General features: G+C 62.9%; 21 protein-coding genes and 1 other RNA gene. 14 read left to right on the forward strand and 8 right to left on the reverse strand.

Annotated elements, in window-relative coordinates; translation table 11 throughout:
* Positions 1-282 (forward strand): hypothetical protein (locus tag ACTJKE_RS11485; RefSeq protein WP_440691839.1); only part of this gene is annotated, 282 nt, incomplete at its 5' end.
* Positions 283-525: 243 nt separating this feature from the next.
* Here ACTJKE_RS11485 and ACTJKE_RS11490 read toward each other — a convergent pair.
* The 5 genes from ACTJKE_RS11490 to ACTJKE_RS11510 form a co-directional block, all read right to left on the reverse strand.
* Positions 526-1464 (reverse strand): DMT family transporter, encoded by a 939-nt coding sequence (locus ACTJKE_RS11490; RefSeq protein ID WP_113514411.1) that lies wholly within the window; start codon positions 1462-1464, stop codon positions 526-528.
* Positions 1465-1978: 514 nt separating this feature from the next.
* Positions 1979-3208, reverse strand: a complete 1230-nt coding sequence (locus ACTJKE_RS11495; RefSeq protein ID WP_440691840.1) for a lytic murein transglycosylase — start codon at positions 3206-3208, stop codon at positions 1979-1981.
* Positions 3209-3462: 254 nt separating this feature from the next.
* A complete protein-coding gene (locus ACTJKE_RS11500) occupies positions 3463-4248 on the reverse strand; it encodes a glycoside hydrolase family 25 protein (RefSeq protein WP_058321232.1) in 786 nt (261 codons plus the stop codon).
* A gap of 252 nt (positions 4249-4500) precedes the next feature.
* On the reverse strand, positions 4501-5169 hold the full coding sequence (locus ACTJKE_RS11505) for a class I SAM-dependent methyltransferase (RefSeq protein WP_058321233.1): 669 nt from the start codon (positions 5167-5169) through the stop codon (positions 4501-4503).
* Between the two features lie 4 nt (positions 5170-5173).
* Positions 5174-6424: a DUF3419 family protein gene (locus tag ACTJKE_RS11510; RefSeq protein ID WP_057253435.1), complete on the reverse strand. Its 1251-nt coding sequence runs from the start codon at positions 6422-6424 to the stop codon at positions 5174-5176.
* 176 nt (positions 6425-6600) lie between these two features.
* Here ACTJKE_RS11510 and ACTJKE_RS11515 point away from each other — a divergent pair, with 176 nt between their 5' ends.
* Positions 6601-8151 carry a putative bifunctional diguanylate cyclase/phosphodiesterase gene (locus ACTJKE_RS11515; RefSeq protein WP_440691841.1) on the forward strand — a complete coding sequence of 517 codons (1551 nt, stop codon included), beginning with the start codon at positions 6601-6603 and terminating at the stop codon, positions 8149-8151.
* A gap of 216 nt (positions 8152-8367) precedes the next feature.
* Positions 8368-9720, forward strand: coding sequence for a serine hydrolase domain-containing protein (locus ACTJKE_RS11520; protein ID WP_113514409.1), 1353 nt, complete (start codon positions 8368-8370; stop codon positions 9718-9720).
* A gap of 42 nt (positions 9721-9762) precedes the next feature.
* Here the strand turns inward: ACTJKE_RS11520 and ACTJKE_RS11525 are convergent, their stop codons facing one another.
* The 3 genes from ACTJKE_RS11525 to ACTJKE_RS11535 all read right to left on the reverse strand — a co-directional run bounded on the left by ACTJKE_RS11525 (position 9763) and on the right by ACTJKE_RS11535 (position 12909).
* Positions 9763-10809: a lytic transglycosylase domain-containing protein gene (locus ACTJKE_RS11525; protein WP_113514408.1), complete on the reverse strand. Its 1047-nt coding sequence runs from the start codon at positions 10807-10809 to the stop codon at positions 9763-9765.
* A gap of 116 nt (positions 10810-10925) precedes the next feature.
* Entirely contained in the window at positions 10926-11561 is a 636-nt protein-coding gene (locus ACTJKE_RS11530; RefSeq protein WP_113514407.1) for a LysE family translocator, read from the reverse strand.
* Positions 11562-11691: 130 nt separating this feature from the next.
* Complete coding sequence (locus ACTJKE_RS11535; protein ID WP_057253446.1) at positions 11692-12909, reverse strand: pyrophosphate--fructose-6-phosphate 1-phosphotransferase; 1218 nt, start codon at positions 12907-12909, stop codon at positions 11692-11694.
* A 429-nt stretch (positions 12910-13338) separates the two neighbouring features.
* Between ACTJKE_RS11535 and ACTJKE_RS11540 the strand changes: the two genes are divergently transcribed.
* From ACTJKE_RS11540 to ACTJKE_RS11590, 11 genes are all read left to right on the forward strand, one after another.
* Complete coding sequence (locus ACTJKE_RS11540) at positions 13339-14046, forward strand: J domain-containing protein (RefSeq protein WP_058321238.1); 708 nt, start codon at positions 13339-13341, stop codon at positions 14044-14046.
* Complete coding sequence (locus tag ACTJKE_RS11545; protein ID WP_058326758.1) at positions 14043-14807, forward strand: N-acetylmuramoyl-L-alanine amidase; 765 nt, start codon at positions 14043-14045, stop codon at positions 14805-14807. The genes ACTJKE_RS11540 and ACTJKE_RS11545 overlap by 4 nt, the downstream gene beginning before the upstream one ends.
* 223 nt (positions 14808-15030) lie before the next feature.
* Positions 15031-15558 carry a lytic transglycosylase domain-containing protein gene (locus ACTJKE_RS11550; protein ID WP_057253452.1) on the forward strand — a complete coding sequence of 176 codons (528 nt, stop codon included), beginning with the start codon at positions 15031-15033 and terminating at the stop codon, positions 15556-15558.
* A 300-nt stretch (positions 15559-15858) separates the two neighbouring features.
* Positions 15859-17049 (forward strand): NAD(P)/FAD-dependent oxidoreductase, encoded by a 1191-nt coding sequence (locus ACTJKE_RS11555; protein WP_058321239.1) that lies wholly within the window; start codon positions 15859-15861, stop codon positions 17047-17049.
* Between the two features lie 105 nt (positions 17050-17154).
* Positions 17155-17555: RNase P RNA component class A (gene rnpB / locus ACTJKE_RS11560), an RNA gene on the forward strand.
* Positions 17556-18164: 609 nt separating this feature from the next.
* On the forward strand, positions 18165-18605 hold the full coding sequence (gene mraZ, locus ACTJKE_RS11565; protein WP_057253455.1) for a division/cell wall cluster transcriptional repressor MraZ: 441 nt from the start codon (positions 18165-18167) through the stop codon (positions 18603-18605).
* A gap of 14 nt (positions 18606-18619) precedes the next feature.
* Positions 18620-19645 (forward strand): 16S rRNA (cytosine(1402)-N(4))-methyltransferase RsmH, encoded by a 1026-nt coding sequence (gene rsmH, locus ACTJKE_RS11570; protein WP_057253457.1) that lies wholly within the window; start codon positions 18620-18622, stop codon positions 19643-19645.
* A 6-nt stretch (positions 19646-19651) separates the two neighbouring features.
* On the forward strand, positions 19652-20035 hold the full coding sequence (gene ftsL, locus ACTJKE_RS11575; RefSeq protein ID WP_057253459.1) for a cell division protein FtsL: 384 nt from the start codon (positions 19652-19654) through the stop codon (positions 20033-20035).
* On the forward strand, positions 20035-21783 hold the full coding sequence (locus ACTJKE_RS11580) for a peptidoglycan D,D-transpeptidase FtsI family protein (RefSeq protein ID WP_057253461.1): 1749 nt from the start codon (positions 20035-20037) through the stop codon (positions 21781-21783). The genes ftsL and ACTJKE_RS11580 overlap by 1 nt, the downstream gene beginning before the upstream one ends.
* A 66-nt stretch (positions 21784-21849) precedes the next feature.
* On the forward strand, positions 21850-23313 hold the full coding sequence (locus ACTJKE_RS11585) for a UDP-N-acetylmuramoyl-L-alanyl-D-glutamate--2,6-diaminopimelate ligase (RefSeq protein WP_440691842.1): 1464 nt from the start codon (positions 21850-21852) through the stop codon (positions 23311-23313).
* A gap of 1 nt (position 23314) precedes the next feature.
* Positions 23315-24754, forward strand: coding sequence for a UDP-N-acetylmuramoylalanyl-D-glutamyl-2,6-diaminopimelate--D-alanyl-D-alanine ligase (locus ACTJKE_RS11590; RefSeq protein ID WP_112994790.1), 1440 nt, complete (start codon positions 23315-23317; stop codon positions 24752-24754).
* The last annotated feature ends 74 nt before the right edge of the window (positions 24755-24828 follow it).

Consider the following 24828-nt stretch of genomic DNA (forward strand, 5'->3'; position numbering starts at 1 on the left):
GCTGTAGATCCGAACCCGATTTCCCGGGCGGAAATACCATCAAAAAGAAAGCGCCTGAAGATCGATCTTCAGGCGCTTTCTTGTTTGTCGCAGCGATTAGACCCTTTGCTCTCTTGGCGGTCTAGTTTGCTTGGTGCTGCAAAATGGATTTCCGGAAATTTAAGTCCCTATTCGGTTTGGACTCTCAGCAGCCGCTCATCAGATGAAGAGCATCGTGGCCACGAATACGAACGCTGCACTGATCATGAGGACATTCAGCGAATGTGTAAGGCCCATGGATGACCCTCCCTGCGTTAACGCGTTAAAACATAGGGCGAAATCACGATGTGTTAAAGCGAAACTTGTGCTGCAGTGCGAAATCCGTGAGGGGGAGCGGCCTTATTCACAGGGCTATAATATTGAGATATTTATCTTTTTCAGGCTGCCACATTTTTTTCACAATCGCTTCCGCAAGGTTAATATAAACGTTTGTAACCGTGCGTGAGCGCTTCAGAAGGGCACGAATTCGGCGGTTCGATTCCCCGTTCAGACGGCACGTTTGAGCCGCAGAATGCGGCCGTCGAGCACGGCGAGCCCAAGGGCGATCAGCGCCATTCCGCCGACATCGGCCGCCTGCAGGGTTTCGCCGAGGAAGAGATAGCCGAGCAGGATCGCGCTTGGCGGCACCAGCAAGGTGACGAGCGAGGCGTTGGTGGCGCCGGCTTCCGCCATGATCCGGAAAAAGAGGATATATCCATAGGCGGTCGAGACGAGCGCGAGGCCGAGGATGGCAAGCGTTGCTTCCATTGGCGGCATCGGCAAGGTCCAGGGCGCATCCGTGAAGGCCGCAACGGGCAGCATCATCAGCGTTGAAGCGGTGAGCTGGCCGGCGGCCGTCACCGGCGGAGCGAGATTTCGGAAGCGCTTGCCGTAGGTTGCCGCAAGGCCATAGCTGACGGCGGCCAGCACCGGAAGGACGAGCGCCCAGAGCGGAACGCCGCCCGCCGTACCGACCAGGCCGGCGGCCGCACTCGGCCCGATCAGCACCACGGTACCGGCAAGGCCGAGCAGGCAGCCGGCGATCTTGGCAGAACTCAGCTTCTCGTCCTCGGTCGCCATGTTGGCGATAATGACGGTCCAGACCGGCGTCGTGGCGTTGAGGATCGCCGCCAGGCCGGCGCCGATCTGGGTCTGGCCGAGGAAAATGAAGGCGTGCGGAATGGCGTTGTTGATCAGTCCCATCAGCGCAAATTCACGCCAGCGTCCGGAAAGTGCCTGATACATGCCGAAGCGGCCGCGGATATAGAGATGCAGCGCAAGTGCCGCCAGGCCCAGACGCAGCACCACCAGCGTGAATGGCGGCACATGGGCAACGGCCACGCGGGCGAAGAAGAAGGACCCGCCCCAGATGAGACCGAGCAGGGCGAGCAGCGCCCAGGTTCTGACGCTCATCTGATGGCCGTCGACTGTGGCTCGCGCATTCATGGGTGTGCCTGTCCGTGCTGATTGAATCGTCCGTCAGCCTCGTCCAGGCGGAGAAGAGAGATCGTGGCGCAAAAGCTGCGCCCGACATTCCCGGACCGGTTGCGATCTGACGGCTATTTCATAGCCCGGCGTCTTCGCCGGGACCACCCGGTTCTTGTCGTATTCGCGAGCAAGAGGGCGTTCGGGCATGGGCGGTCCCACCGGTGGTCGTAGCGCCTGGACCGCAGATACAGAAACCCCGGAGATCGCTTCCGATCCCCGGGGTGATAGACCCTGCTTACGAGCCACATCGGTGGCCCGAGGTTCACCTAAAGCGCGTCGCGATTTTTCAGATTTGCTCCGTGCGCTTTAAGTTCTTGATATTTCGCATGTCGTTGTCGCAAAACCGCTGCGCACTTTTGCGCGACAGGCTTTAGAGCATTTCACTGTTTCATTGAAACGGCGAATTGCTCCAACTGTTTGAAATTGCGCAATTCCGGACGGAAAACCGTTTCACACTTTTCCTGGAATTGCTCTAGAGCGCGTTCAAGAGTTCCAACGTGGCCCAGCCGTCGGCGGGACGTCCGAGGCGGAGCTGCTCCTTCTGGAGTGCGGCGCGGGTGCCGGAGCCGAGGATGCCGTCGACCTTGCCGACGTCGTGGCCGAGCGTCTGGAGCTTGGTCTGCAGCGCCTTCATGGCGACATCGTCGAGGCCCGGTTCCGGGTTGCCGCCTTCATAGGTCGGCGCGCCGGCGAGGCGGGTTGCGAAGTAGGCGGCCGAGGTCGTGTAGATGAACGACTGGTTCCACTCGAGATAGACGTTGAAGTTCGGGTAGGTCAGGAAGGCCACACCCTTGCGGCCCTGCGGCAGCACCAGCGAGGCTTCGAGATTGCCGTTGGCGGTGTTGCCGTCGCGTGGGCTGACGTCGAGCGCGAACCAGTCCGAAGCCTTCATGCCTGTCTGCAGGCCGGTCTTTTCCCAGGGGAGTTCTTCGGGAACGCTGACTTCCTGGATCCAGGGCTGGCCAGCCTTGAAGCCGAGGCTCTGGATGAACTTGGCCGCGGTCAGGATCGCGTCAGGCGAGCTCTTCTTCAGGTTGACGTGGCCATCGCCGTCGCCATCGACGCCATAGGCGATAATGTCTTCCGGCAGCATCTGCACCTGGCCGATCTCGCCGGCCCAGGCGCCGGTGGTCGTTGCCGGGTCAAGATCGCCGTGCTGGACCATCTCGATGGCCGCGATCAGCTGCGGTCGGAACATTTCCGGGCGGCGGCAGTCGTGCGAGAGCGTCACCAAAGCATTGCGGGTGTTGAAGTCGCCCTGCACGGCACCAAAGTCGGTTTCCATCGCCCAGAAGGCGGTGATGACGGGGGCCGGCACGCCGAATTCCTTCTCGGCGCGGGCGAAGACGTCGGCATATTCCTTCATCTTCTGCTGGCCGATATCGAGGCGCGACTTGCTGACCGTGCGCTTGGAGAACTCGGTGAAGGTCTGCTTGAAGACGCCCTGGGTGCGGTCGCGGCTCAGCACCTTCTGGTCGATCACGGCGCCTGCGAGCGCACGATCGGCGACATCGGCCGGAACACCCTTGGCGACAGCTTCGGCCTTCACGCCCTGAAGAAACGCGCCGAGGTCGCCGCCGCAGGCAGCAGCCGGAGCGGCGCTCTGCGTGCCCGTCTGGGGCGCGGTCTGGGCGAAGGCGGTGGAGGCGGTAAGCGCCAGGAGGGCGACGGAGGCCAGGGCGTGCCGGGTAGTCCGGATCATCATAATTCCTTTCTTTGGCCGCGGGGTGCGGGAGACACCACCACGGGCAGCAAATTGCTGGATGACCTGCATAACGCCTTAAATCGTCACCGATTTAGGGACAAATCATGCAGCGGTTCAAAAATGTTACAGCGACCTTTGCGCGTCCTTGGAGATGTGCGGGCGCTGTAAATCTGCCTTTGCTCTTCCAGAGCATTATGACCGAAAGAAGAAAATGGGGTGCCTTGCCGCGGTTGCCGGCAAGAATGCCGGTCTTACTTCGGCTGTGAGACTGCTGCGACCCAGTTCTTCCAGTTTTTCGCCGAGCCGGCGAAGGCATTGATATCGGTACTGCCGTCGATGCCCGGGATAACGCCGGTGCTGGTGTACTGCCAGAAGGCCCAGCGGCGCTCGACATAGACGTCTTTCGGGTGCTTGGCGGTCGAGCGCACCCAGAAGTGATAGTCCTTGAACTGGTCGACGAGATTGTCCCGGTGGAAGTCGACCGAGGTGTAGATGATCGGGCGTTTGCCGTAATGGGCTTCGAGGCGATCCATGAAGTGCTTCATCTCGGCGCGGACTTCGCCTGGCGTCGGGCGGTGGCGGCAGGTCTTCGATTCGCCGTTCCATTCGACGTCGAGCACCGGAGGCAGATAGACCGCGCTTTTCGGCACATTGGCGATGAACCAGTCGGCCTGATCGTCGGCGGTCGAGCAGAAATAGTAGAAGTGATAGGGCGCGTAGGGGATGCCGGCGGCACGCGCCCGCTGCCAATATTCGTTGAAGCGCGTGTCGACCCTGTCCTTGCCCTCCGTCGCCTTGATGAAGGCGAAGGAGACGCCCGAATTCTTCACCTTCATCCAGTCGATATCACCATTCCATTTGGAGACGTCGATGCCGTGGATGTTGTGGTGCTGCGGGGTGCGGTCGCCGAAGTTCTGCGGGTCCGTATCCTGGAAACGCGGCGGGATCGATGCCGTCTGCATCAGGTCGTAATCGGTCGACGAACAGGCGGAAAGGAGGGTGGCGATGGGGAGCAGAGCCAGAAGAAGCCGGCGCATGAGGTACCTGTCTAGAGACGAGCGACGATCCTGCCTCACACGATGGCTTTCATATCGGTGATTTCCCCCGCGAGGCGTGAACCTCATCTTCACCATATCATCGTAAAAATTGGGTTAGCTCAAGCGGGAATTGCAGGTGGGCGGGAGTTCGCCGATTTCTACTCCAACGCGAAATCCCCTTGGTGATTTCGGTGCTCTCGGGCGACGTGAGATAGGGGCGATCCCTGCCGACCGCGCGACGGGTTCCCGGTTTCAGGCGGCGATTGCGACGGCCGGGCGGTGATAGACCGCAAGCCAGGCGTAGCCGCGACCGATCGCGCGGCGTTCGAGATCGGCGCCGTTTACTCTCGCCTTCTCGCGCAGAACCTCGAAGAGGTTTGCGCGTGGCGTGACATGGAAGCGATCGAGCCAGCCGTGCAGCGCGCGGCGGAAGCTCGCCGGCAGGCGCTCCTGCTGGCCGAAATCGGCGATGTGCAGCGAGCCGCCTGGATTGAGCGCGGCGATGGCCGCTTCGATCGCCTTCTGCCAATCGGGGATCATCGACAGCGAATAGGAGATGACGATGCGATCGAAGCCGCGCTCGCCGAAGATGGCGGGGTCGAAATCCGTGGCGTCGGCGACCTGAAGTTCGGCACGGCGCTTGCCGCTACGGTTGAGCTTTGCATCGGCGGAGGTCAGCATTTCCGAGGAAATGTCCAGGCCGAAGAGACGGGCCGAAGGGAAGCAGCGGCCGATCAGCGCCAGATTGCGCCCGGTGCCGCAGCCGACTTCGAGCACAGAGGCACCGGGGGCCGGGTTCATCTCCCGGATCAGCGTGTCGCGGCCGAAGAGATAGTACTTCCGCGTCAGATCGTAGAAATGCCGCTGGTAGCGGTACATGTGGTCCATGCGCCGCGCGTGCGAAATCCCGGCCTCACGCATCGGCTCAAGCCTTCTTCCGATAGATGTGGAAACCACCATAGATGGCGGAGCGGTCTTCGGCGCCGAGCTTGACCGATGCTTCGGCATCGTAGTGCCACTGGTCGAGCAGGGCCGAGGAGACACGGCCGGGCAGGATGCTGTCTTCTGCCGCCGTGCGGAAGATGACGATCGCGCCGGTATCGGCCGTGCGGGTGATCTCGGTCCAGAGATCGTTGAGCTGCTGGTCGGTCATCCAGTCCTGGGCATCGAGCAGGATGTAGCGGTCGACGGAAGCCGCCGGCTTGCTCGCCAGGAGCTCGGTGTAGCTTGCGTGGTGGACCTCGACACGCTCGGCATTGTTGCGGATCGCCTCGTAGGCGCGGGCATTGAGGTAGGGCGGCAGCTCGCCTTCGTGCGGCAGCGGATAGCGGCGGCCAAAAGCCTGCCAGGCGAAGTAGTTTTCCCGCAGCGGGAAGTGACAGGTGAGCTTTTCAAGCCGATGGCGCAGCACGGCTGCGAGCGATTTCTCGCTGCTGAGGCTTGCAAGCTCGTCGAATTGCTGCGGCGGAATGCCAAGCCCGAAGAGCGAGCTCTTGCGACCGGTGATCCAGCGGATAACGGGGCGGTCGAAAAGCGGCGCCAGGCGCTCGTCGAAGAACTGCCGCTGTTCGCGCATCGAGCCGGCCTGGACGAATTCTTCCGGGTTGACGCCGTGCAGGCGGGCGAGCAGGTGGCTTGCGGCAATGAAGCGGCCGAGCAGGCCGGTGCGATAGATGTTGCGGCCGAAGACGCCGATGCGGCGGCGGCCGGTCAGGTCGCGGCCGTTCCAGTAGCTGCGCGTGGCGGTGTCGAGCTTCGGCGCAATGAAGAGGTCGAAGGCCTGGACGTTGGTGGCCGTGCCCTGGGTCGCCAGGAAACGCGTGACATCCTTGTGGCTCGGCAGATGGCGGAAGGCCGCGAGCTTGAGGCGGTTAAGCGCGATGTGGTGTGGGTTGAGGTCGACGACGTCGATCTTGCGCGGGCCGGCCGACAGATAGGTCAGCATATTGCAGCCGCCGGAGCCGATGGTGACGATCCGGTGCTCCGGGCCGAGCTGCATCGCTTCCATGTCGACGATCGGATCTTCCCAGATCTGCGGGTAGACAAGACCGGAAAAAAGCAGGCCGAAGAGACGCTCCGAGAGGCCGGCAAGGGAAAAGGTCTTGTGCTGGAGCAGGGCGTTTTTCAGCTTCGGATTTTTTCTGCCAAAGCCGACGTCGGGGGCTAGTTCGGTCATCTCTGCCGGTCATCCAGTTGAAACTTAGCCGCTTCTAAAGTGACTCCGCTACACTTTGATGACGAGGTTTCCACAGCTCACAGAGCGCGCTCGAACGGCCGCCATACTATTTTTCACCCATAAGAAATCATTAAACCCTGGCGTGCTAGCACCGGCGTACATTCGGGGGCGTCGACATGATGTTAAGAACGTTTCTGCCGAAGCCCGAGCAGCGATTTGCGGCTGCCGGCGCGGCATTGGGGGCTCTGGTTTCCGCGGCGTGGCTGGCGACGGAAACCGTGCTCACAAAACAATCGCATTGGGATGTTCCGACAATGCTTGCGGCTGGCGCCATACCGTTCCTCCTCGGCGGGTCCTTCTATCGCTGGCGCTACTCGCGCCGCCTCGAACACGAGTTGCATGCAGCGCGCCGCGCCGAGCGGCGCTTGCGCCACGAGGTCCACCGCGACAAGCTCACAGGTCTCGCAAATCGCGCGGCGCTGGAAGCGGACATTCGTCAGGCGCTTTGTGCCGAAGGGCCGGCCTTCGAGCGCAATGCCCTGCTTCTACTTGATCTCGACCGGTTCAAGGCGATCAACGATACGATGGGTCACGATGCCGGCGACCGGTTGCTAGCACTCTTCGGCGCCCGGCTGAGGCGCGCCTTTTCCGGGGAGGCAACCATCTACCGGCTCGGGGGCGATGAGTTCGTGCTTGCAGCGGCCGATGCCGCGTCACAGGTCGAAGCGGAAATACTCGCAATGCGGGTAAAGGCATTGTTCGAAGCGCCGTTCGATCTTGGCGATGCACGGGTCGCATCCGGCTGCAGCATCGGCATCGCCTTCGTCGAGCGAAGCGATACGGCGACGGGCGACGTGCTGAAGCGTGCGGACCTGGCGCTCTACGAGGCGAAGGCGATGAGCGGCAACAGCCACGCCTTCCACTCGGAAACGCTGACCCACGCCGCCCGGCAGCGGGCGGAGGCCGAGCGCGATGTGGCACGCGGGCTCGAGGACGACGAATTCTTCCTCGAATTCCTGCCGATTGCCGGGACGGCAAGCGGAGCTATCCGCGCCTTCGAGGCGCTGCTGCGCTGGCGGCACCCGCTTCGCGGCGTCATCGGTGTGGAGGCCGTCATAGAGCCGTCTGAGCAGAGCACGAGTGCGCTTTCGCTTGGCTATTGGACACTTCAGGCGGCCTGCACGGAGGCTGCCCGCTGGGCTTCGCCGACCGGGCTGACTGTCGCGCCCTTCGCCCCGCAACTCAAGGATCGAGACTTTGTTGCGCAGGTCAGGCAATGCCTCGCCGAAGCGAGCTTGCCACCGGGACGTCTGACGATCGAGATCACCGGCGATTTTTCGACCGAGGATCTCGCCCTGATTTCCGAAAATCTCCAGGGGTTGCGCGCGCTTGGTGTGCGGATTGCGCTTGGCGGCGGTGCCGGTTCATCCTTGCCGTTGAACCTGATTGCCGAACTGCAGCCAGACCAGGTGACCATCGATCTTACCGCCATCCGGGCGACCCACGGCAGCGAGCGCAGCGTTGCGTTGCTCGCCTGCCTCATCAAGACCGGCCAGGTCCTGCGCCTGCCGATCGCCGTGCGCGGCATCGAAAAGGAAAGCGAGATGGATTGCGCGCGGGCAAGCGGCGCCGCGGAAGTTCGCGGTCCGTGGATATCGCCGGCGCTCACGGATGTGGCGGCATTGCCTGAGACAGGCGAAGCGGCGGATTTGCGACGCTCGGCCTAACGCCGCGGGACCAGTACTCCCCAGGGTCCCCATTCCCCAGAAATTGGAAACTTGCAGTCTGCGGGCTTTTCCTGTCGGCGAAATGCTGGTTCTCTCTGCAACTCGACAGCGACCGCGCGTCCCATCGGACCAGCACTACCGCTGTTTGAATTGCTGCATCTTTCTGTCCTTGGTCGGCATGACTCCAAGGATATTTGAGACGGCCGGAGGGAACGCATGAGACGCGTATTGAGGATATCAGGTGCGGCGCTGGTGTTGGGTGTCGTCGCGCTGTTCGGTTGGCTCGCGCTCGCGCCGCCGGAATTGCTCAAGGTCGGCGATGGGTACGCTGCGAAGATCGTCTGCTCCAATGTCTTCATCGCGCGACGCGATGCCCAGTCGGTGCTGGCCGATGATGTCCAGGCGCCGGGACACCCCTTGCTGAAGCTGGTGAAGGTTGCCGTCGAACCGGAAAAACAGATGGTGACCGCACGGATCCTCGGCTTTGCAGCGGCGGGCTACGCCGCCTACCGGCCGGGCGCAGGATGCACGAGCCTGCCGGATGGCGGCGGAACGAGCCTGCCGCCGATCACGACCGCGGCGGCTGTGGCGGCGCCGGCTTCCGAAGCACCTTGGCCGGAAGGCGAGGGAGCCGCGATCGATCCCGCCCTGCAGAGACTTATCGAAGATGCCGATCTCGCCGGTCCGGGCGCGCGGGCGATTGCCGTCATTCGCGATGGCCGCCTGGTCGCCGAGAACTATGGTCGGGGCTTTGACCGCTCGACGCCGTTGCTCGGCTGGTCGATGACGAAATCGGTCACGGCGGCGCTGATCGGACTGCGTGTGGCCGAGGGCCGAATGGAAGTGGCGCGTGCCGGGCTCCTGCCGGAGTGGGCGAGCGACGAACGGGCCAGCATCACGCTTGCCGATCTGATGGGCATGCAGAGCGGTCTCGAATTCAACGAGAACTATGGCGACGTCACCGACGTGACGCGCATGCTCTATCTCGAGAAGGACATGGCGGGTTATGCGGCCACCAAACCGCTGACGTCCGATCCCGGCGCGACGTTCAGCTATTCCAGCGGCACGAGCACGTTGCTGTCGCGTATCTGGATGCGGACCTTCGATGATCCAGCGGCCGCACTTGCCTTCCCGCATGACGCGCTGTTTGCGCCCTTGGGCATGAGCAGCGCCGTGCTCGAAACCGATGCGAGCGGCACCTTCGTCGGCTCGTCCTATATGTATGCCACCGCGCAGGACTGGGCGCGCTTCGCGCAGTTCCTATTGCAGGATGGCGTCTGGAAGGGGAGGGCCATGCTGCCGAAGGACTACGTCGCCTTCATGCGCGCGCCGGCCAAGGCTTCAGGTGGCAAATACGGCCAGGGCCAGGTGTGGCTGGAGGAAAACGGCGTGCGCGCCGGTTCCGGCAGTTTCCCGGCGGACGCCTTCTGGATGCTCGGCCATGACGGCCAGGCGATCATGCTGGTGCCTTCGCTGAAGCTCGCGGTGGTCCGGCTGGGGCTCACGCCTTCGAGGCTCGGCTACGACGTACAGAAGCTCAACGCCAAAATAATAGAGGCGCTCGATTGAGCGCCTCATAAAACGGTTCGAATATCAGTAAGCGGGCTTCGCTTACTTCATGCCGAGTTCGTCGAGAAGTCCCTTGCGCTTGGCGTGGTAGTAGTAGCCGCTGGCATAGAGCTTGACCGCGCCGTCGTGCTGGTTGTCGGCCACCATCCAGGCGCCGTGCAGATACTTCGTCGCGTATTTGAGGTTGGTTTCGGCGTCGAACAGGCCCTCCGCCGGACCGTCATAGCCGAGGCCCTTGGCGGTATTGTAGCGGATCTGCATCAGGCCGTAATTGCCCTTGCTGTAGGCGCGCGGATTGTAGTTGCTCTCGCGCTTGACGACGCGGTGAACCAGCTCGACCGGAATATCGTTCAGATCGGCATAATACTTGATCAGCTTGTCGAGGTCGGGACGCGAGCTGGTCGGCGCCTTGGTGAGCTTCATCGAATCCGGAATGACGCTGGCAACGGCTGCGACCGTCGAGCCGATGACACCGGTCTTCGGACGCTCGGTCGGCACGATCATGCGGTTGGCGACCAGCGTTTCGAGACCGACGGGCTCGCCGGTGTCGAAGTCCGATTCCATCGCGGCGGCAACTGCGAGCGTCGAAACCGGAAGATCCTGGACGCGGGCCGTCTTGGTCGCGGCGGGCGAAGCGGCCGCTGCCGCCAGTTGCGTCGCGTCGCCCGACAGCGGGGTTCCGGCGGCGGCGATGGCAGCGGTCGCATTCGTTTGCGTTGTCGGAGCAACCATGGCAAGCGCCATGGAGTCGCCCGGCTTGGCAGCGGGGACCGCGACCATCGAGGGGGCGGCTTCGGCGCCTTGCGCCAGGTCAGCCGCGACCGGATAGGTGACCGCGATGCCCGATGCCTGGGCTGCCGTCTGTGCCATAAGCGCAGCGCTCGTTGCGGTGGCCACACCATCAGGCGTGGGCAGCGCGTAGGCCGTCATTTCAGTGCCGGGCTTTGCGAGCGGGGTGACCGTCTGCACGGCCGTCAGTTCTTCGAGCGACGTGTGCTCTACCGTTGAGCATCCCGAGACGATGGTCGCCGACAGTATAGCTGCCACGCCAAACGTCTGTTTGGTAAGGGAAATACGGTACTTCGCCATTCTGTCACTTTCGTGCTTCTGGGCCCCGTAGCCCCTGCAAATCAGCGGTTGCCAGCCGCCAAGAGTGAATCTCCATTAACCTATGAGGCTGGCGGCGGCAAGCACGGGCGACGATTTCACGCCGAGGCGCGCTTCATCGTTGCCGTCAGAAGCCCCGCGCCGATGAGCATGGAGCCGCCGGCGCGGTTGACGATGCGGCGAATATTAGGCCGCGAGATCGTGCTGCGCGCCGCGGTCGCAAGGGCCGCGTAGAGGCTGGCATTGAGGATCGCGAGCGTCAGGAAAGTGAGCTCGAAAATCGCCATCTGGGTAAAGAGCGGCTGACCGAGGTCGAGGAACTGCGGCAGGAAGGCGACGAAGAAGACGATGCTCTTCGGATTGAGCGCGGTCACCGCATAGGTGTGGAAGAAGATGCGCAGCGGGCGCTCGGTGGGGGTGGTTTCGACGTCGGCGTCGCCACCGGCTGCGACCGGGGCGCGCCAGAGCTTGATGCCGAGCCAGATGAGATAGGCGGCACCCACCCATTTCAGCACGGTGAAGATCGCCGCCGAGGTGGCGAGGAGCGCGCCGAGGCCAAGCATGGAGGCGGTCATCGCGGTGAAATCGCCGAGCGCGACGCCGGCGACGGTGGCACCTGCGGTCTTGCGGCCGTGGCCGAGCGCATAGGAAATGACGAGAAGAATGGTGGGGCCGGGGATGGCGAGCAGCACGGCAGAGGCTGCGGCAAAAGCAAACCAATGTTCAAAGGACATGAAAAAGCTCCGCGTTTAACTAGATCTCGGCAATGAATTGGCCGAGCCAGCCATGGAAACGCGGAGCCGTCAATCTTTTAAATCAGGCGTTGTCGGCGGGCGGCATACGCATCCGCCGGGGTTCGCATGGTCAGTGCTTCTGCGCCTGCCACTTCTGGCCGATGACGTCCATCACGTCGCCGAACCACTTGACCGAGGTGTCGAACTGCTTGCCGCCCTTGATGCGCGGGAATTCGATCGTGCGCAGCTTGCCGCCCTGGTCCTCGTCGTGACCGGTGACGCCGGAGACCTTGTTGAGCGCGCTTTCGACGGCGAGGTCGACCATGCTCTGGATCAGGCGCAGGTCGTCGCCGTTGGCCGGTGCGGAGCGCGCGTAGTAGCCGGACTTCTGCACCATCGCGCGCTCGGCGCCGAGCAGTGCTGCGAACTGCTTCGAGAACCAGTTGCCGACATTGATCGTGTCGATCTTCACGTGGCCGAAGGCATCGCGCTTGATCGTTTCGCCGGCCGCTTCCCGCTCAGTGACGATCGCGTCGAGGCATGCGCCTTCACTGACGAACAGCGTCACGAAGCCGGTGCGGTCCATGATCTTACGCAGGCGATCGGCTTCGCCCTGCAGATCGAACTTCATCTCCGGCAGGTAGAGACCGTCGATGTTCTTCATCTGGCGGTTCATCATGAAACCGTCGACGAACTCCTTGTCGTCGATCGTCTGGATATAGGAGCGGGCGGTGGCCGCGGTCAGCCAGCCGCAATGGCGGCCCATGACCTCATGGACGACGAGCGTGCGTGGTGCGGCGCTCTGCTCGTTGCTGACATTGTCAAAGAAGCGGGCACCGTATTCGGCCGCCGTCCAGGCGCCAAGCGTCTGGCGGATCGGCACGACGTCGTTGTCGACGGTCTTCGGCAGGCCGACCACGGTCAGGTTGTAGCCGTTGGCGCCGAGATAGGCGGCAAGGTCGGCCGCCGTCGTGTTGGTGTCGTCGCCACCGATCGTGTGGAGGATCGAGATGCCGTCATTGGCAAGCCGCTCTGCGGCGATGCGCAGCGGGTTCTCGCCATCCTTGACGAGGCCGCGCTTGACGCAGTCGGCCGCGTTAGTGAGCTTGACGCGGCTGTTGCCGATCGGCGAGCCGCCATGGCGGTGCAGGAGATGCGCCTTCTCGCGCATGTCGCGGGTGATCTCGATGCGGTCGCCTAAGAGCACGCCCTGGTAGCCGGAGCGATAGGCGACCAGCTCATATTCGGGCGCGACGTCCGTGTAGCGCTCGATCAGTCCCCCAACGGCAGATGACAGACAGGGCGCGAGCCCGCCGGCCGTCAGCATTGCGACTTTTTTCTTGGCCATGTTTCCTCCTCGGGACTTTGGCATGCGATGGGTGGGGCCTCCATAACGCAAATCGGATGGAAATTAAATGACGGGTCTGTGGATGTTGTGTCGAGCTGCTGCCGAAAGGAGCCATTGAGCGCCGGAATGGCGGGCAGGGCAGGTGCGCGCGGATTGTCGCAGGGCGCGCTGCCCGCGGGCGCGCAGGCTGGCTGTTGCGAACGGTGGAATTGCTGCCTTTTCGGGCCGCGATGACATCTCTTTTTTATTTGATGGCTGTTCCCACGGGAACAGCTTTCCATCGGCTGACTGTCGCAAGTTCCAATCGATGGATTGACAATAGTGAGGGGCCATCACAAATTCGTCATCCTTGTGGTTCGGGCCGTCCACCGCTTGCAATTTGCCACCACATCGGTCCATGCTATAGAGTGGAGAGACAGGGAACCTCGCATGTCATTTTGGGACAGCCTCCTCAAGATCGTTATCGCCACCGGCAATGCGCTTGCCGGAGTGGTCGAGGCCGTGCGCACCCTGTTCGAGGGCGATCCGGAAACACGGCGCAAGGTGGCCTTCTCCGTCGCCATGATCGCGCTTTCGGCCAAGATGGCCAAGGCCGACGGCATCGTGACCGAGGCCGAGGTCGACGCCTTCCGCGACATCTTCCAGTTTCCGCCGGATCAGGCGCAGAACGTCGCGCGTCTCTATAACCTGGCGCGCCAGGACGTCGCCGGTTACGAGGCCTATGCGGAGAAGATGGCGTCGCTGTGTTCGTCCTGCGAAAAGAATTGCCCGATCCTCGAGGATATCGTCGACGGCCTGTTCCACATCGCCAAGTCGGATGGCGCCGTGCATGAGCGCGAGCTCGCCTTCCTGCTGCGCGTGGCAGACATCTTCGGCATGGACGAGGGACATTTCGAGCGCATCATGGCCCGACATGTCCATGGTGACGGCCGCGACCCCTACCAGGTGCTCGGCGTTTCGCGTAAGGATGATTTTGCCGATATCCGCAGGCGCTACCGGGTACTCGTTTCGGAGAACCACCCGGACATGCTGGTTGCGCGCGGCGTACCGCACGAATTCCACGCGATCGCCAATGATCGCATGGCGGCATTGAATGCCGCCTATGAGGCGATCGAGAAAGAACGCCGAGCCGCATGACCTCCAAATACTGCGACTATCCGGGTGCACGCTTCATGCCGTCGCCCAATTTCGGCGACCGCGTCGACCAGCGCGCCCCGGATATGATCGTTCTGCATTATACCGGCATGCCGACGGGCGCTTCGGCGCTCGAATGGCTTTGCCGCGAGGAAAGCCAGGTCTCCAGCCATTACTTCGTCCACGAGGATGGGCGCGTCGATCAACTCGTGCCGGAGGCGCGCCGTGCCTGGCATGCCGGCAAGAGCTATTGGAAGGGCGAGACCGACATCAATTCCTGTTCGATCGGAATAGAGATCGCCAACCCGGGTCACCCGGGCGGTCTGCCGGACTTTCCGGAAAAACAGATCGCGGCAGTTGTGGAATTGTGTCGGGACTGCGGCGACCGCTGGTCGATCGCGCCCGAGAGAGTGCTCGCACACAGCGATATCGCCCCCATTCGCAAGGTCGATCCGGGAGAAAAATTTCCCTGGCACATTCTTCATCGCGAAGGGGTCGGGCACTGGGTGGAACCGGCCCCGATCGGCGGCGGACGCTTTTTCCAGCGCGGCGACCAGGGCCAGCCGGTGGAGGCCATCCAGTCGATGCTGTCGCTCTACGGTTATGGCATTGATGTAACTGGCGAATTCTGTGAAAAGACCGAGGGCTCGGTCGCGGCGTTCCAGCGGCACTTCCGACAACAAAGGGTCGATGGCATCGCCGACATCTCAACCCTCGATACGCTTCACCGATTGCTTTCCGGCCTGCCGCAATTTACCGCCTGACGCGGAAGATTTTTTCGTCAAAACGGCACTTCTGCAGATATTCTTGGCATGTTTTTTTAGCTTTGCCACATGTTTACCATGATGCGGCATTCATTTCCGGCCCATTGGAACTGCAGGGGTATCAGGGCGCAACGCTCACTTCCTGTGAATGAAACGATCGGGAAGTGAGGTTCGAAGCGGGGTGCGCTTCGGTCCATTCCCCAGGCCGGAGAATTCAAACTAAATGAGAATATCGTCTGTTGCTGCGGTGGCGGCATGCCTTGGCATGTTCTTCGCCGGGATGGGTACGTCGTATGCGGGGAATGTCGATAAGACCATCAAGACCTCATCCATCCAGTCCGTCACCCGGACCACAGGCTATCCCAAGCCGGATCTCGTCTCGAACGTCCAGTACACGGGTCTGATCAAGTCCTACGCCAAGCAATACGGCGTTCCGGTCGATCTGGCGCATGCGATCGTCAAGGTCGAAAGCAATTTCAATCCCAAGGCACGCGGCAGCGCCGGCGAAATCGGCCTGATGCAGATCAAGCCTGCTACCGCTCGCATGATGGGCTATTCCGGTTCCTCCAAGGGTCTCTACGATCCGGAAACCAACATCAAGTTCGGCATGAAGTACCTCGCCATGGCGCATGAGCTCTCCGGCGGTACGACGTGCGGCACGGTTCTCAAGTACAATGCCGGCCACGGCGCCAAGCGCATGAACCCGGTTTCCAAGCGCTACTGCGGCAAGGTGCAGAACATCATCGACTGATCGATTGCATGACGAGCGCCGGCGCGTTCTTTCGCTTGGCGAAAGCGCCGCGCGTCTTATCAGACGCGCAAAGGTCGCTGTAGCACTTTGATTTTCTGCATGTTTTTGTCCGTTAACCGGCTACGATCAATGGAAACATGCAGTCAACGAAGAGCTTCATCCGCCAGCCATATCCGGCGATGGCGGATGCTCTAGCCGGACAGGTCTCGCGTTCCGGCGCACAGGGAAAAACCCTACAACCATCGTGTCATACAGGCGCAGGCATGCTATCTCCCTTGAGCAAAAGGGACGAGGACCGGCATGTCGGAAAGCTTTGATTTCATTGTCGTCGGCAAGGGCATGATGGGTGCTGCGGCCGCCCGCCACCTGGCGCTTTCGGGAGCCAAGGTCGCGCTGATCGGACCTGATGAGCCGACGGACTGGGCCAATCATACCGGCGTCTTTTCGAGCCACTACGACAATGCCCGCATCACCCGCACGATCGATGACGATCCAGTGTGGGCGCGGCTCGCCAGACGCTCGATCGAGCGTTACGGCGAAATCGAAGACGAAAGCGGCATCGGCTTCTACCACGAAGTCGGCTGCCTGATCGCCGGGCCGGCGCCCGGATCTTCCTACGACTATATCGAACAGGTCGAGAAGGCGCGCGACGCGCTTGGCGTCGAGGCGCCGCTCTACGATGGCGAGGCGCTGTCGCAGCGTTTTCCCTGGTTCCGTTTCCCCGATGGCACCGCTGGCGTTCACGAGAGGCGCGGGGCCGGCTACATCAACCCGCGGGCGCTGGTCGCGGCGCAGACGGTATGCGCCGAGAAGGCGGGAGCCCGGATCGTGCGCAGCGAGGTTGTGACCGTGGCGGAGGAGCGCGACCGTGTGGTTGTCGCGACCGTCGACGGAAAGCGTTTCGTGGCAGGCCGGGTGATCGTTGCCGCCGGCGGGTTCTCGATTTCCGCAGCACTCCTGCCGCGGCCGATCGATCTCACCGTTAAGGCGCGAACCGTATTCTTTGCCGAGGTGGCAAGCAGCGATCTGTCTGGTTTCGAGCGCATGCCGTCGCTGATCGGCGCGGCGCCGGAGCAGGAGAAAAGCTACTACCTGCTGCCACCGGTCGGCTATGCGGACGGCAAGCATCACATCAAGATCGGCGGCGATCCGACCGACAGGATCCTCGAGGGCGAAGCGGCGGTGCGGCAATGGTTCCGCGGGCCGGGCAGCGCGACAACGGCGGAGCATCTGCGCGGGCTGCTGGCCGAGGTGATGCCCGGCTTCCAGCCGGTCTCCACCCACTTTTCGCCCTGCGTCACCTCGTTCACCCGCCACGGGCTGCCCTATATCGGCTTTGCCGAGGGGAGCCGTATCGCCGTCGTCACCGGCGGCAACGGCCAGGCGGCGAAGAGCTCCGACGAGATCGGTCGGCTCGGCGCGGTCCTCGTGCTCAACGGCCGGATCGACGAGCCCGACTACGATGCGGATTTCTCCGTCGCGTTTCGCTAGATCGGGTGCGCCAGGACCGCCTTGCTCCGATCTGCCCTGTTGGCAGCTGAAAAACCCTGCCGTTTTTTCTGGCGCGCTGCGGCGGGCTGGTTTAAGGAGCGCGTGCCAGTTGGCCGGGCAGCCGCTCTCCGCAAGTGCCGAAAGGCCGCGGGGGGAGGAAAGTCCGGGCTCCACGGAAATACGGTGCCGGATAACGTCCGGCGAGGGCGACCTCAGGGAAAGTGCCACAGAAAGCAAACCGCTCCGCTTGGCGGAGTAAGGGTGAAAGGGTGGGGTAAGAGCCCACCGCGGACATGGCGACATGGACGGCACGGCAAACCCCACCGGGAGCAAGACCGAATAGGGATGACGCGGGCGCGCAAGCGTCCAGCCTGTTTCCGGGCCAGTCATCCGGGTGGGTTGCAAGAGGCTGCGTGCAAGCGCAGTCCCAGATGAATGGCTGCCACGTTCCGTTGCCTTCGGGCTGCGGGGCCATACAGAACCCGGCTTACAGGCCAACTGGCGATTTCTCCTTTGTTTTGTCCGGCACAGAGCCGTCTCGAATTCTCTTTCGAAGCGGACCCGAGGGTCGACGTCTGCCGGGGTAAGGCGTCGACGTTGCCGACGCCCGCAACATCAGGTCGGCCGACAGGCAAATCATGCGTTTCGGCTGCTTCGCGCCGGCTTGATCTGGCCCGCATTTTCCATGCGTGTCCGTTTGGAAATGAACCGGCCCGTCTCGGTGAGCTGTTTTTTCGCCCCGTGCCGGAGGCATAACTGCGCTCTTTCTCACATTCTGATTTTCCAACGATTTGAAGCCGTTCCGCTGTCGCATTCCCGGACGGTGGGGGTCTCTTCGTAACCCTTCGTTAAACTTAACAACCTATCAATATTTGATCAGCCCGACGGCTGTTTACGAGCTCATTCCCATTGACGCCCATATGGTCCCATGATATCCCATAATGGCACTGCGCAGGGGCTGCTTCGCGGCCCAACATCGCAAGAATCCAGTGCCTTCCGGCTTCGGAGGGTAGGCGGACATTCCGGTGTCCGGCAGGGGTGTCTTGTGTGTGCGGTTACGTGTTCTCGCGGGTCGATGATTGTGGCCCGTCAGTCTTGGGCGGCCGTTTCGCGTTATGAACCGCTTCTTGTCACATGCTGCCAATCGGATCGATGCGAAGGGGCGGGTTTCCGTTCCCTCGGCGTTTCGTTCCGTGCTGTCGGATGGGGGCGTCCGGGAGCTATACTGTTTTCAGGATTTCGTCTTCCCGGCGATCAGCGTCGGCGGGCCGGAGCTCCTGGATCGGTTCGAGAAGCAGATGGCGGCCGAGGATCCGTTTTCCTCGGAGGCCAACGAGATGTCGCTGCTCGTTCATGGGGGTGGCGTCTTCGTGAAGCTCGATCCGGAAGGCCGGTTGATGGTGACGGATTTCATCCGCGACTTCACCGGAATCTCGACCGACGTGATGTTCGTCGGGCGGGGCGATTATTTTCAGCTCTGGGAGCCGCAGGCCTTTGTCAAGGCGCAGGCGGTGGCCCGGGAAGGGCGCAAATCACGGGGGTTGCGTCCAGACTAGAATGGAGAGGCGGAATGGTGACGGAACAAGGCGGAGGTATTCCTGAAGCCGAAGGCGGACCGGTTCGTCACATTCCCGTCCTCCTGTCGGAGGTTCTCGCGGCGCTCGAGCCTGCGCCCGGCAAGGTCATCCTCGATGGCACCTTCGGTGCGGGCGGCTACAGCTCCGCAATCCTCAAGGCCGGCGCCGACGTCATCGCGCTCGACCGCGACCCGACGGCGATTGCCGCCGGCGAGAAGCAGGTCGCCGAGTGGGGCGGACGGCTGAAGCTTATTCATTCGCAGTTCTCCGAACTTGCCGCCTATGCGCCGGCCGAGGGGCTGGACGGCGTCGTGCTCGATATCGGCGTTTCCTCGATGCAGATCGATGAGGCAGAGCGCGGCTTCTCCTTCCAGAAGAAGGGGCCGCTCGACATGCGCATGTCGGCCTCGGGCGTTTCGGCCGCCGATGTCGTCAACCGTGCCAAGGTCTCCGATCTCATCCGCATCTTCGGTTTTCTCGGCGAAGAGAAGCAGGCGGGCCGCATTGCCCGCGCAATCGAGAAGCGCCGGGCCGAGCAGCCCTTCGAGACGACCCGCGACCTTGCGGGCCTGATCGAGGTGGTGACGCCGCGCAAGGCAAAAGACAAGATCCATCCGGCGACCCGCGTCTTCCAGGCGCTGCGCGTTTTCGTCAACGACGAACTCGGCGAGCTCGCTCAAGCGCTGTTTGCCGCCGAAAAGGCGCTGAAGCCAGGCGGCCGTCTTGTCGTTGTCACCTTCCATTCGCTCGAAGACCGCATCGTCAAGGCCTTCTTCCAGGATCGCTCCGGCAAGGCGAGCGGTTCGCGCCATCTGCCGATGGTTTCGGCGCGCGCGGCAACCTTCACGCCGGTTGGCAAGCCCATGGTGGCAGCCAGCGAGGAAGAAGCGTCCCTCAATCCGCGTGCCCGCTCTGCGAAGCTGCGCGCCGGCATCCGCACGCAAGCCGCGTCGCCGGGAAACGATCTATCCATTTTCAATCTGCCGGAACTGGCAAGCCTTGCACGGTTGGGGGGCTGACAAGACATGCTTCGAACGCTCGATATCGTTCTGATCGTCGTCATGACGGCCGCCGCGACGGTGACCTATACGATCAAGCATCGCGCCGAAAACAAGCTTGAGGAAGTCCGCAAGCTCGACGTGGCGATCAAGCTTGAAGAGGACACGATCGATCTGCTTCGCGCCGACTGGGCGCTCTTGACGCAGCCGAACCGGCTGGAGCGTCTGGTCGGTACCTTCGGTGCCGACCTGCAGCTTGCGCCGACGCCTTCCACACAGCTCGCCCAGCCGCAGGAACTGCCGATGCTGAAGGCGGATCTGCCGGTGCCGGAAGACAAGTCGGCGAAGGACGGTATCGCCTCGATCATCAACAAGACCGATAACATGGCAACTGGCTCGGTGGCGCGCTGATGTCGTTTCTCTCCCGCATCATGGTATTGAAGAGCAAGGCGCATTTCTCGGCAGGCGGCAACAACCGGCCGGCCGAAAGCGGCCTCAACGTCACCTTTCAAGGGACGCGCAAGAAGACCACCAATCAGGCGAAGAACCGCGTCGCCATCGTGATCGCGAGCTTCGGCATCGTCTATGCCGTCATCGGCGGGCGCCTGGTGCAATACGGCATGGCGCAGCCGGAAACGGTTTCCAGCATCGGCCGGGCCGACAACCTGATGGCCTCGCGTCCAGACATTCTCGACCGCAACGGCGAGATCCTCGCGACCGACATCCGCACCGTTTCGCTCTATGCCGAGCCGCACAAGATCGTCGATGCCGACGAGGCAGTCGAGCGCCTGTCGACGGTTCTGCCTGATATCAATGCGCGCGAAATCTACAACAAGCTGAAGTCGAAATCGCGCTTCCAGTGGCTGCGCCGCCAGTTGACCCCGAAGCAGCAGAGCGAGATCCTGGCGCTCGGCATTCCCGGCGTCGGCTTCCGTCCGGAAAAACGCCGCTTCTATCCCGGCGGCCACACCGCCGCGCATATTCTCGGCCACGTCAACATCGACAACCGCGGCGTTGCCGGCATGGAGCGCTACATCGACAGCCAGGGGCTCGCCGACCTTGCCGCGATCGGCATGACCAGCGACGCCAAGCTCGAGCCGGTGAAGCTCTCGATCGACGTGCGCGTGCAGAACATCGTGCGCGACGTTATCGACGCCGGTATGAAGAACTATCAGGCGCTGGCCGCCGGCGCCGTCGTGCTCGACGTCAACACCGGCGAAGTTCTGGCGATGGCGTCCGTTCCCGATTACGACCCGAACAAGCCGGCCGAAGGTGCGGAAGAGGGCTGGATGAACCGCATGTCGAACGGCACGTTCGAAATGGGCTCCACCTTCAAGACCTTCACCATCGCCATGGGGCTGGATTCCGGCAAGGTGACGCTCAACGACAGCTTCGACGCTTCGGCGCCGATCCGCATCGGCGGCTTCACCATCAAGGACTTCCACGGCAAGCGCCGCGTGCTGACCGTGCCTGAAATCTTCCAGTATTCGTCGAACATCGGCACGGCCAAGATCGCTGACCTCATCGGCATTCCCGGCCACAAGGAATTCCTGACGCGCATCGGTCTGCTTTCGAAGCTGCCGACCGAGCTGCCGGAGGTGAAAACCCCGACGCAGCCGCGCGAATGGAAGAAGATCAACTCGGTCACGATCTCCTTCGGCCACGGCGTCTCGACGACGCCGCTGCAGACGGCGGTTGCGGGTGCTGCACTCGTCAACGGCGGCAAGCTGATCGAGCCGACCTTCCTGCCGCGCACCGAGGAGCAGGCCAACGCAGTCGCCACGCCGGTGGTCAAGAAGAGCACTAGCGACGACATGCGCTTCCTCTTGCGCTGGAACGGCATTGCCGGCTCGGGCAAGCGTGCGCTGGTGCCGGGCTTCAACGTCGGTGGCAAGACCGGTACGGCCGACAAGGTGGTCAATGGCCGCTATGCCAGCGACCAGAACTTCAACGCCTTCCTCGCGGCCTTCCCGATCGACAACCCGAAATACATCGTGCTGACCTTCATCGACGCGCCGAAGACCGGCGAGGGTGGCGGGCGCACGGCAGGCTCGAACGCTGCTCCCATGGTTCGCGACATCATCAGCCGCTCCGCGCCGCTGCTCGGTGTCGAACCAAAGTTTGGAGAAGACGGTTCTGCCTTGCTTGTGTCTTATTAGACATGAAATGAGAAAGCGGACGATTCGCGATTCTTGCGGATCGAAATCGATGCGAGACGTGCGTTCATGAAGATCAAAGACCTGGCGGGATCGAACTTCCCGGAACTTTCGGCGCAACTGGGCGGCGCTGCCGCCGATATCGACGTTGCCGGACTGACGGCCGATAGTCGGCAGGTTCAGCCAGGGGATCTCTTCGTCGCAGTTACCGGCAGCAAGGCCAATGGCAGCACCTATATTGCCGACGCGCTGAAGCGCGGCGCGGTCGCCGTCGTCACCGAAGCGGGCTCGGACGCCGATGCCTCGTCGGCGCCGGTCCTGAAGCTCTCTGAACCCCGCGCTTTCCTGGCGCGCGCCGCTGCCGCCTTCTATGGCCGCCAGCCGGAAACCATGGTCGCCGTGACCGGCACCGCCGGCAAGACCTCGGTCGCCTCCTTCACCCGCCAGATCTGGGCGCATTCGGGCTTCGCGGCCGCGATGATCGGCACGACCGGTGTCGTCGCTCCAGGCCGCAACGATTACGGCTCGCTGACGACGCCCGACCCGGTGTCGCTGCACAAGCTCTTGGCCGAGCTTGCCGATGCCGGCGTCACCCATGCGGCGATGGAAGCCTCCAGCCATGGCCTCGACCAGAGCCGTCTCGACGGCGTTCGCCTTTCGGCCGCCGCCTTCACCAATCTCGGCCGCGACCACATGGACTATCATCCGACGGTCGAGCACTACATGGCCTCCAAGATGCGGCTGTTCAATGCCCTGCTGCCGAAGGGTGCGCCGGCGGTGATCTTTGCCGACGACCAATGGTCGGACCAGGCGATCGCCGCCGCCCGCAAGGCAAAGCTCGAAGTACGCACGGTCGGCCGCAAGGGCGACTACATTTCACTGAAGCGCGTCGAGCACTTCCGCCACAAGCAATCGGCCGAAGTGCATGTCGGCGACGACATCTTCGAAATCCACATTCCGCTCGCCGGCGATTTCCAGGTGGCGAACGCGCTGGTCGGGGCGGGTCTCGCCATGTCGACCGGCATCAGCCCCAAGGCCGCCTTCTCCGCGCTTGAAAAGCTGCAGGGCGCCTCCGGCCGCCTCGAACTGGTCGGCCAGACCAAGGACGGCGCGCTCGCCTATGTCGACTATGCCCACAAGCCGGATGCGCTGGAAAATGTGCTGGCCTCGGTGCGTCCGTTCACGACCGGCCGCGTCGTCGTGGTCTTCGGCTGCGGCGGCGACCGCGACAAGGGCAAGCGCCCGATCATGGGCGAGATCGCGACAAGGCTTGCCGATGTGACGATCGTGACCGACGACAATCCGCGTTCGGAGATCCCCGAGGTGATCCGCGCCGAAATCATGACTGCTGCCAAGGGCGCGATCGAGATCGGCGACCGCGCTCAGGCGATCCGCACGGCGGTCGGCATGCTGAAGACCGGCGACACGCTGATCGTTGCCGGGAAGGGACACGAGGAGGGTCAGACGATCGGCTCCGTGACGCTGCCCTTCTCGGATCATGCGGAGGTCCGCAAGGCATTGGGAGGCTTGTGATTTGAACTGGCTCTGGACAAGCAGCGATCTCCTGGCCGCGATGAACGGCCGGCCTGTCGGCAACCTGCCGGAAGGCATCAGCGGGATCTCCATCGACAGCCGCTCGATCGGCAAGGGCGAAGCCTTCTTCGCGATCAAGGGTGACCGCGTCGACGGCCACGACTATGCCGGCATTGCGCTCGCCAACGGCGCGGCGGTGCTGGTCGTCAGCGAAGGCAAGCTGCCGGCGCTCGGACGCCTCAACGCGCCGATGATCGTCGTCGACGATGTTCTCGAAGCGATGATCCGGCTGGGTTGCGCGGCGCGTGACCGCAGCGCCGCCAAGATCATCGCCGTCACCGGTTCGGTGGGCAAGACGACGACCAAGGAGATGCTGCGCCATGTGCTTAAGCCCCAGGGCCGCGTGCATGCTTCGGTCGCATCCTTCAACAATCACTGGGGCGTGCCGTTGACGCTCGCACGCATGCCCGAGGCAACCGACTTCGGCATCTTCGAGATCGGCATGAACCATCCGGGCGAGATCCGGCCGTTGACTGCCATGGTACGGCCGCACGTGGCCATGGTGACGAGCATCGCCGCCGCCCACCTCGGCAACTTCAAGAGCCTCGATGAGATCGCCGAGGCCAAGGCCGAGATCTTCGAAGGTGTCGTCAATGGCGGCCATGCGCTGATCATTCACGACAGCCCTCAATACAAGCTTCTGGAAAATGCCGCGGCTACGGCCGGCGTCAGCCACATCCATTCCTTCGGCGCCAATCCCAAGGCCGAATTCCGCCTGGTCGAATTCAGTGGCGGTCCGGAAGGCTCCATTCTCTGGGCCGGCATCGGTGGTCGGACGCTGGAAGTGGCGATCGGCGCGCCCGGACGGCACATTGCCGAGAACGCGGTGGCCGTTCTGGCAGCGGTGAAGCTTGCCGGCGGCGATCTCGACTATGCGGCTTCGGCCCTTGCGACCATGCAGGCGGAAACGGGCAGGGGGCGACGCCATACGCTAGTGATCGGCACCGGCACGCTGAAGGTGATCGACGAGAGCTACAATGCCAATCCGAGCTCGATGCGGGCGGCGATCGCGCTCCTGCGCGACAGCGAACCGCCGGTCGGCGGCCGCCGCATCGCCGTGCTCGGCGACATGCTGGAAATGGGCGAACACGCCGTCGAGGTGCATGCCGCACTCGCCCGTCCGCTCGTCGAAGCCGGTATCACCGATGTCTGGCTTGCCGGACCTTTGATGGCGCATCTCCGTGATGCGCTGCCTGCAGAAGTTTCGGTGATCTACCGCGAGAGCGTCGAGGACCTGAAGACGTATGCGTTGGCCGCCGTCGCGCCCGGCGATGTCATCATGATCAAGTCGTCGAAGGGGACCGGCTGCGCCAAGATCGTGCAGGCGCTGATCGAGACCTATCCAGCAGCGGATGCCGAGGGACCTGAAGCCGAGGAATAAGCCGGCGACACCACCCATGATGGGCGCGGTGGATACAGCCTGGGGTTAGGTGGGCGCGCCCGAACACTTTCGCA

The sequence above is a fragment of the Ensifer sp. 22521 genome, from assembly GCF_052044795.1.
GTDB lineage: Bacteria > Pseudomonadota > Alphaproteobacteria > Rhizobiales > Rhizobiaceae > Ensifer.

Excerpts from the sequence above, each read along its gene's own strand:
- ACTJKE_RS11540 (WP_058321238.1), top strand. The coding sequence starts at position 13,339 with ATGTCATTTTGGGACAGCCTCCTCAAGATCGTTATCGCCACCGGCAAT.
- ACTJKE_RS11585 (WP_440691842.1), top strand. The coding sequence starts at position 21,850 with ATGAAGATCAAAGACCTGGCGGGATCGAACTTCCCGGAACTTTCGGCG.
- ACTJKE_RS11550 (WP_057253452.1), top strand. The coding sequence starts at position 15,031 with ATGAGAATATCGTCTGTTGCTGCGGTGGCGGCATGCCTTGGCATGTTC.
- ACTJKE_RS11490 (WP_113514411.1), bottom strand. The coding sequence starts at position 1,464 with ATGAATGCGCGAGCCACAGTCGACGGCCATCAGATGAGCGTCAGAACC.
- ACTJKE_RS11580 (WP_057253461.1), top strand. The coding sequence starts at position 20,035 with ATGTCGTTTCTCTCCCGCATCATGGTATTGAAGAGCAAGGCGCATTTC.
- rsmH (WP_057253457.1), top strand. The coding sequence starts at position 18,620 with ATGGTGACGGAACAAGGCGGAGGTATTCCTGAAGCCGAAGGCGGACCG.
- ACTJKE_RS11530 (WP_113514407.1), bottom strand. The coding sequence starts at position 11,561 with ATGTCCTTTGAACATTGGTTTGCTTTTGCCGCAGCCTCTGCCGTGCTG.
- ACTJKE_RS11525 (WP_113514408.1), bottom strand. The coding sequence starts at position 10,809 with ATGGCGAAGTACCGTATTTCCCTTACCAAACAGACGTTTGGCGTGGCA.
- ACTJKE_RS11555 (WP_058321239.1), top strand. The coding sequence starts at position 15,859 with ATGTCGGAAAGCTTTGATTTCATTGTCGTCGGCAAGGGCATGATGGGT.
- ACTJKE_RS11515 (WP_440691841.1), top strand. The coding sequence starts at position 6,601 with ATGATGTTAAGAACGTTTCTGCCGAAGCCCGAGCAGCGATTTGCGGCT.
- ACTJKE_RS11520 (WP_113514409.1), top strand. The coding sequence starts at position 8,368 with ATGAGACGCGTATTGAGGATATCAGGTGCGGCGCTGGTGTTGGGTGTC.
- ftsL (WP_057253459.1), top strand. The coding sequence starts at position 19,652 with ATGCTTCGAACGCTCGATATCGTTCTGATCGTCGTCATGACGGCCGCC.
- ACTJKE_RS11535 (WP_057253446.1), bottom strand. The coding sequence starts at position 12,909 with ATGGCCAAGAAAAAAGTCGCAATGCTGACGGCCGGCGGGCTCGCGCCC.
- ACTJKE_RS11495 (WP_440691840.1), bottom strand. The coding sequence starts at position 3,208 with ATGATCCGGACTACCCGGCACGCCCTGGCCTCCGTCGCCCTCCTGGCG.
- mraZ (WP_057253455.1), top strand. The coding sequence starts at position 18,165 with ATGAACCGCTTCTTGTCACATGCTGCCAATCGGATCGATGCGAAGGGG.
- ACTJKE_RS11545 (WP_058326758.1), top strand. The coding sequence starts at position 14,043 with ATGACCTCCAAATACTGCGACTATCCGGGTGCACGCTTCATGCCGTCG.
- ACTJKE_RS11505 (WP_058321233.1), bottom strand. The coding sequence starts at position 5,169 with ATGCGTGAGGCCGGGATTTCGCACGCGCGGCGCATGGACCACATGTAC.
- ACTJKE_RS11500 (WP_058321232.1), bottom strand. The coding sequence starts at position 4,248 with ATGCGCCGGCTTCTTCTGGCTCTGCTCCCCATCGCCACCCTCCTTTCC.
- ACTJKE_RS11510 (WP_057253435.1), bottom strand. The coding sequence starts at position 6,424 with ATGACCGAACTAGCCCCCGACGTCGGCTTTGGCAGAAAAAATCCGAAG.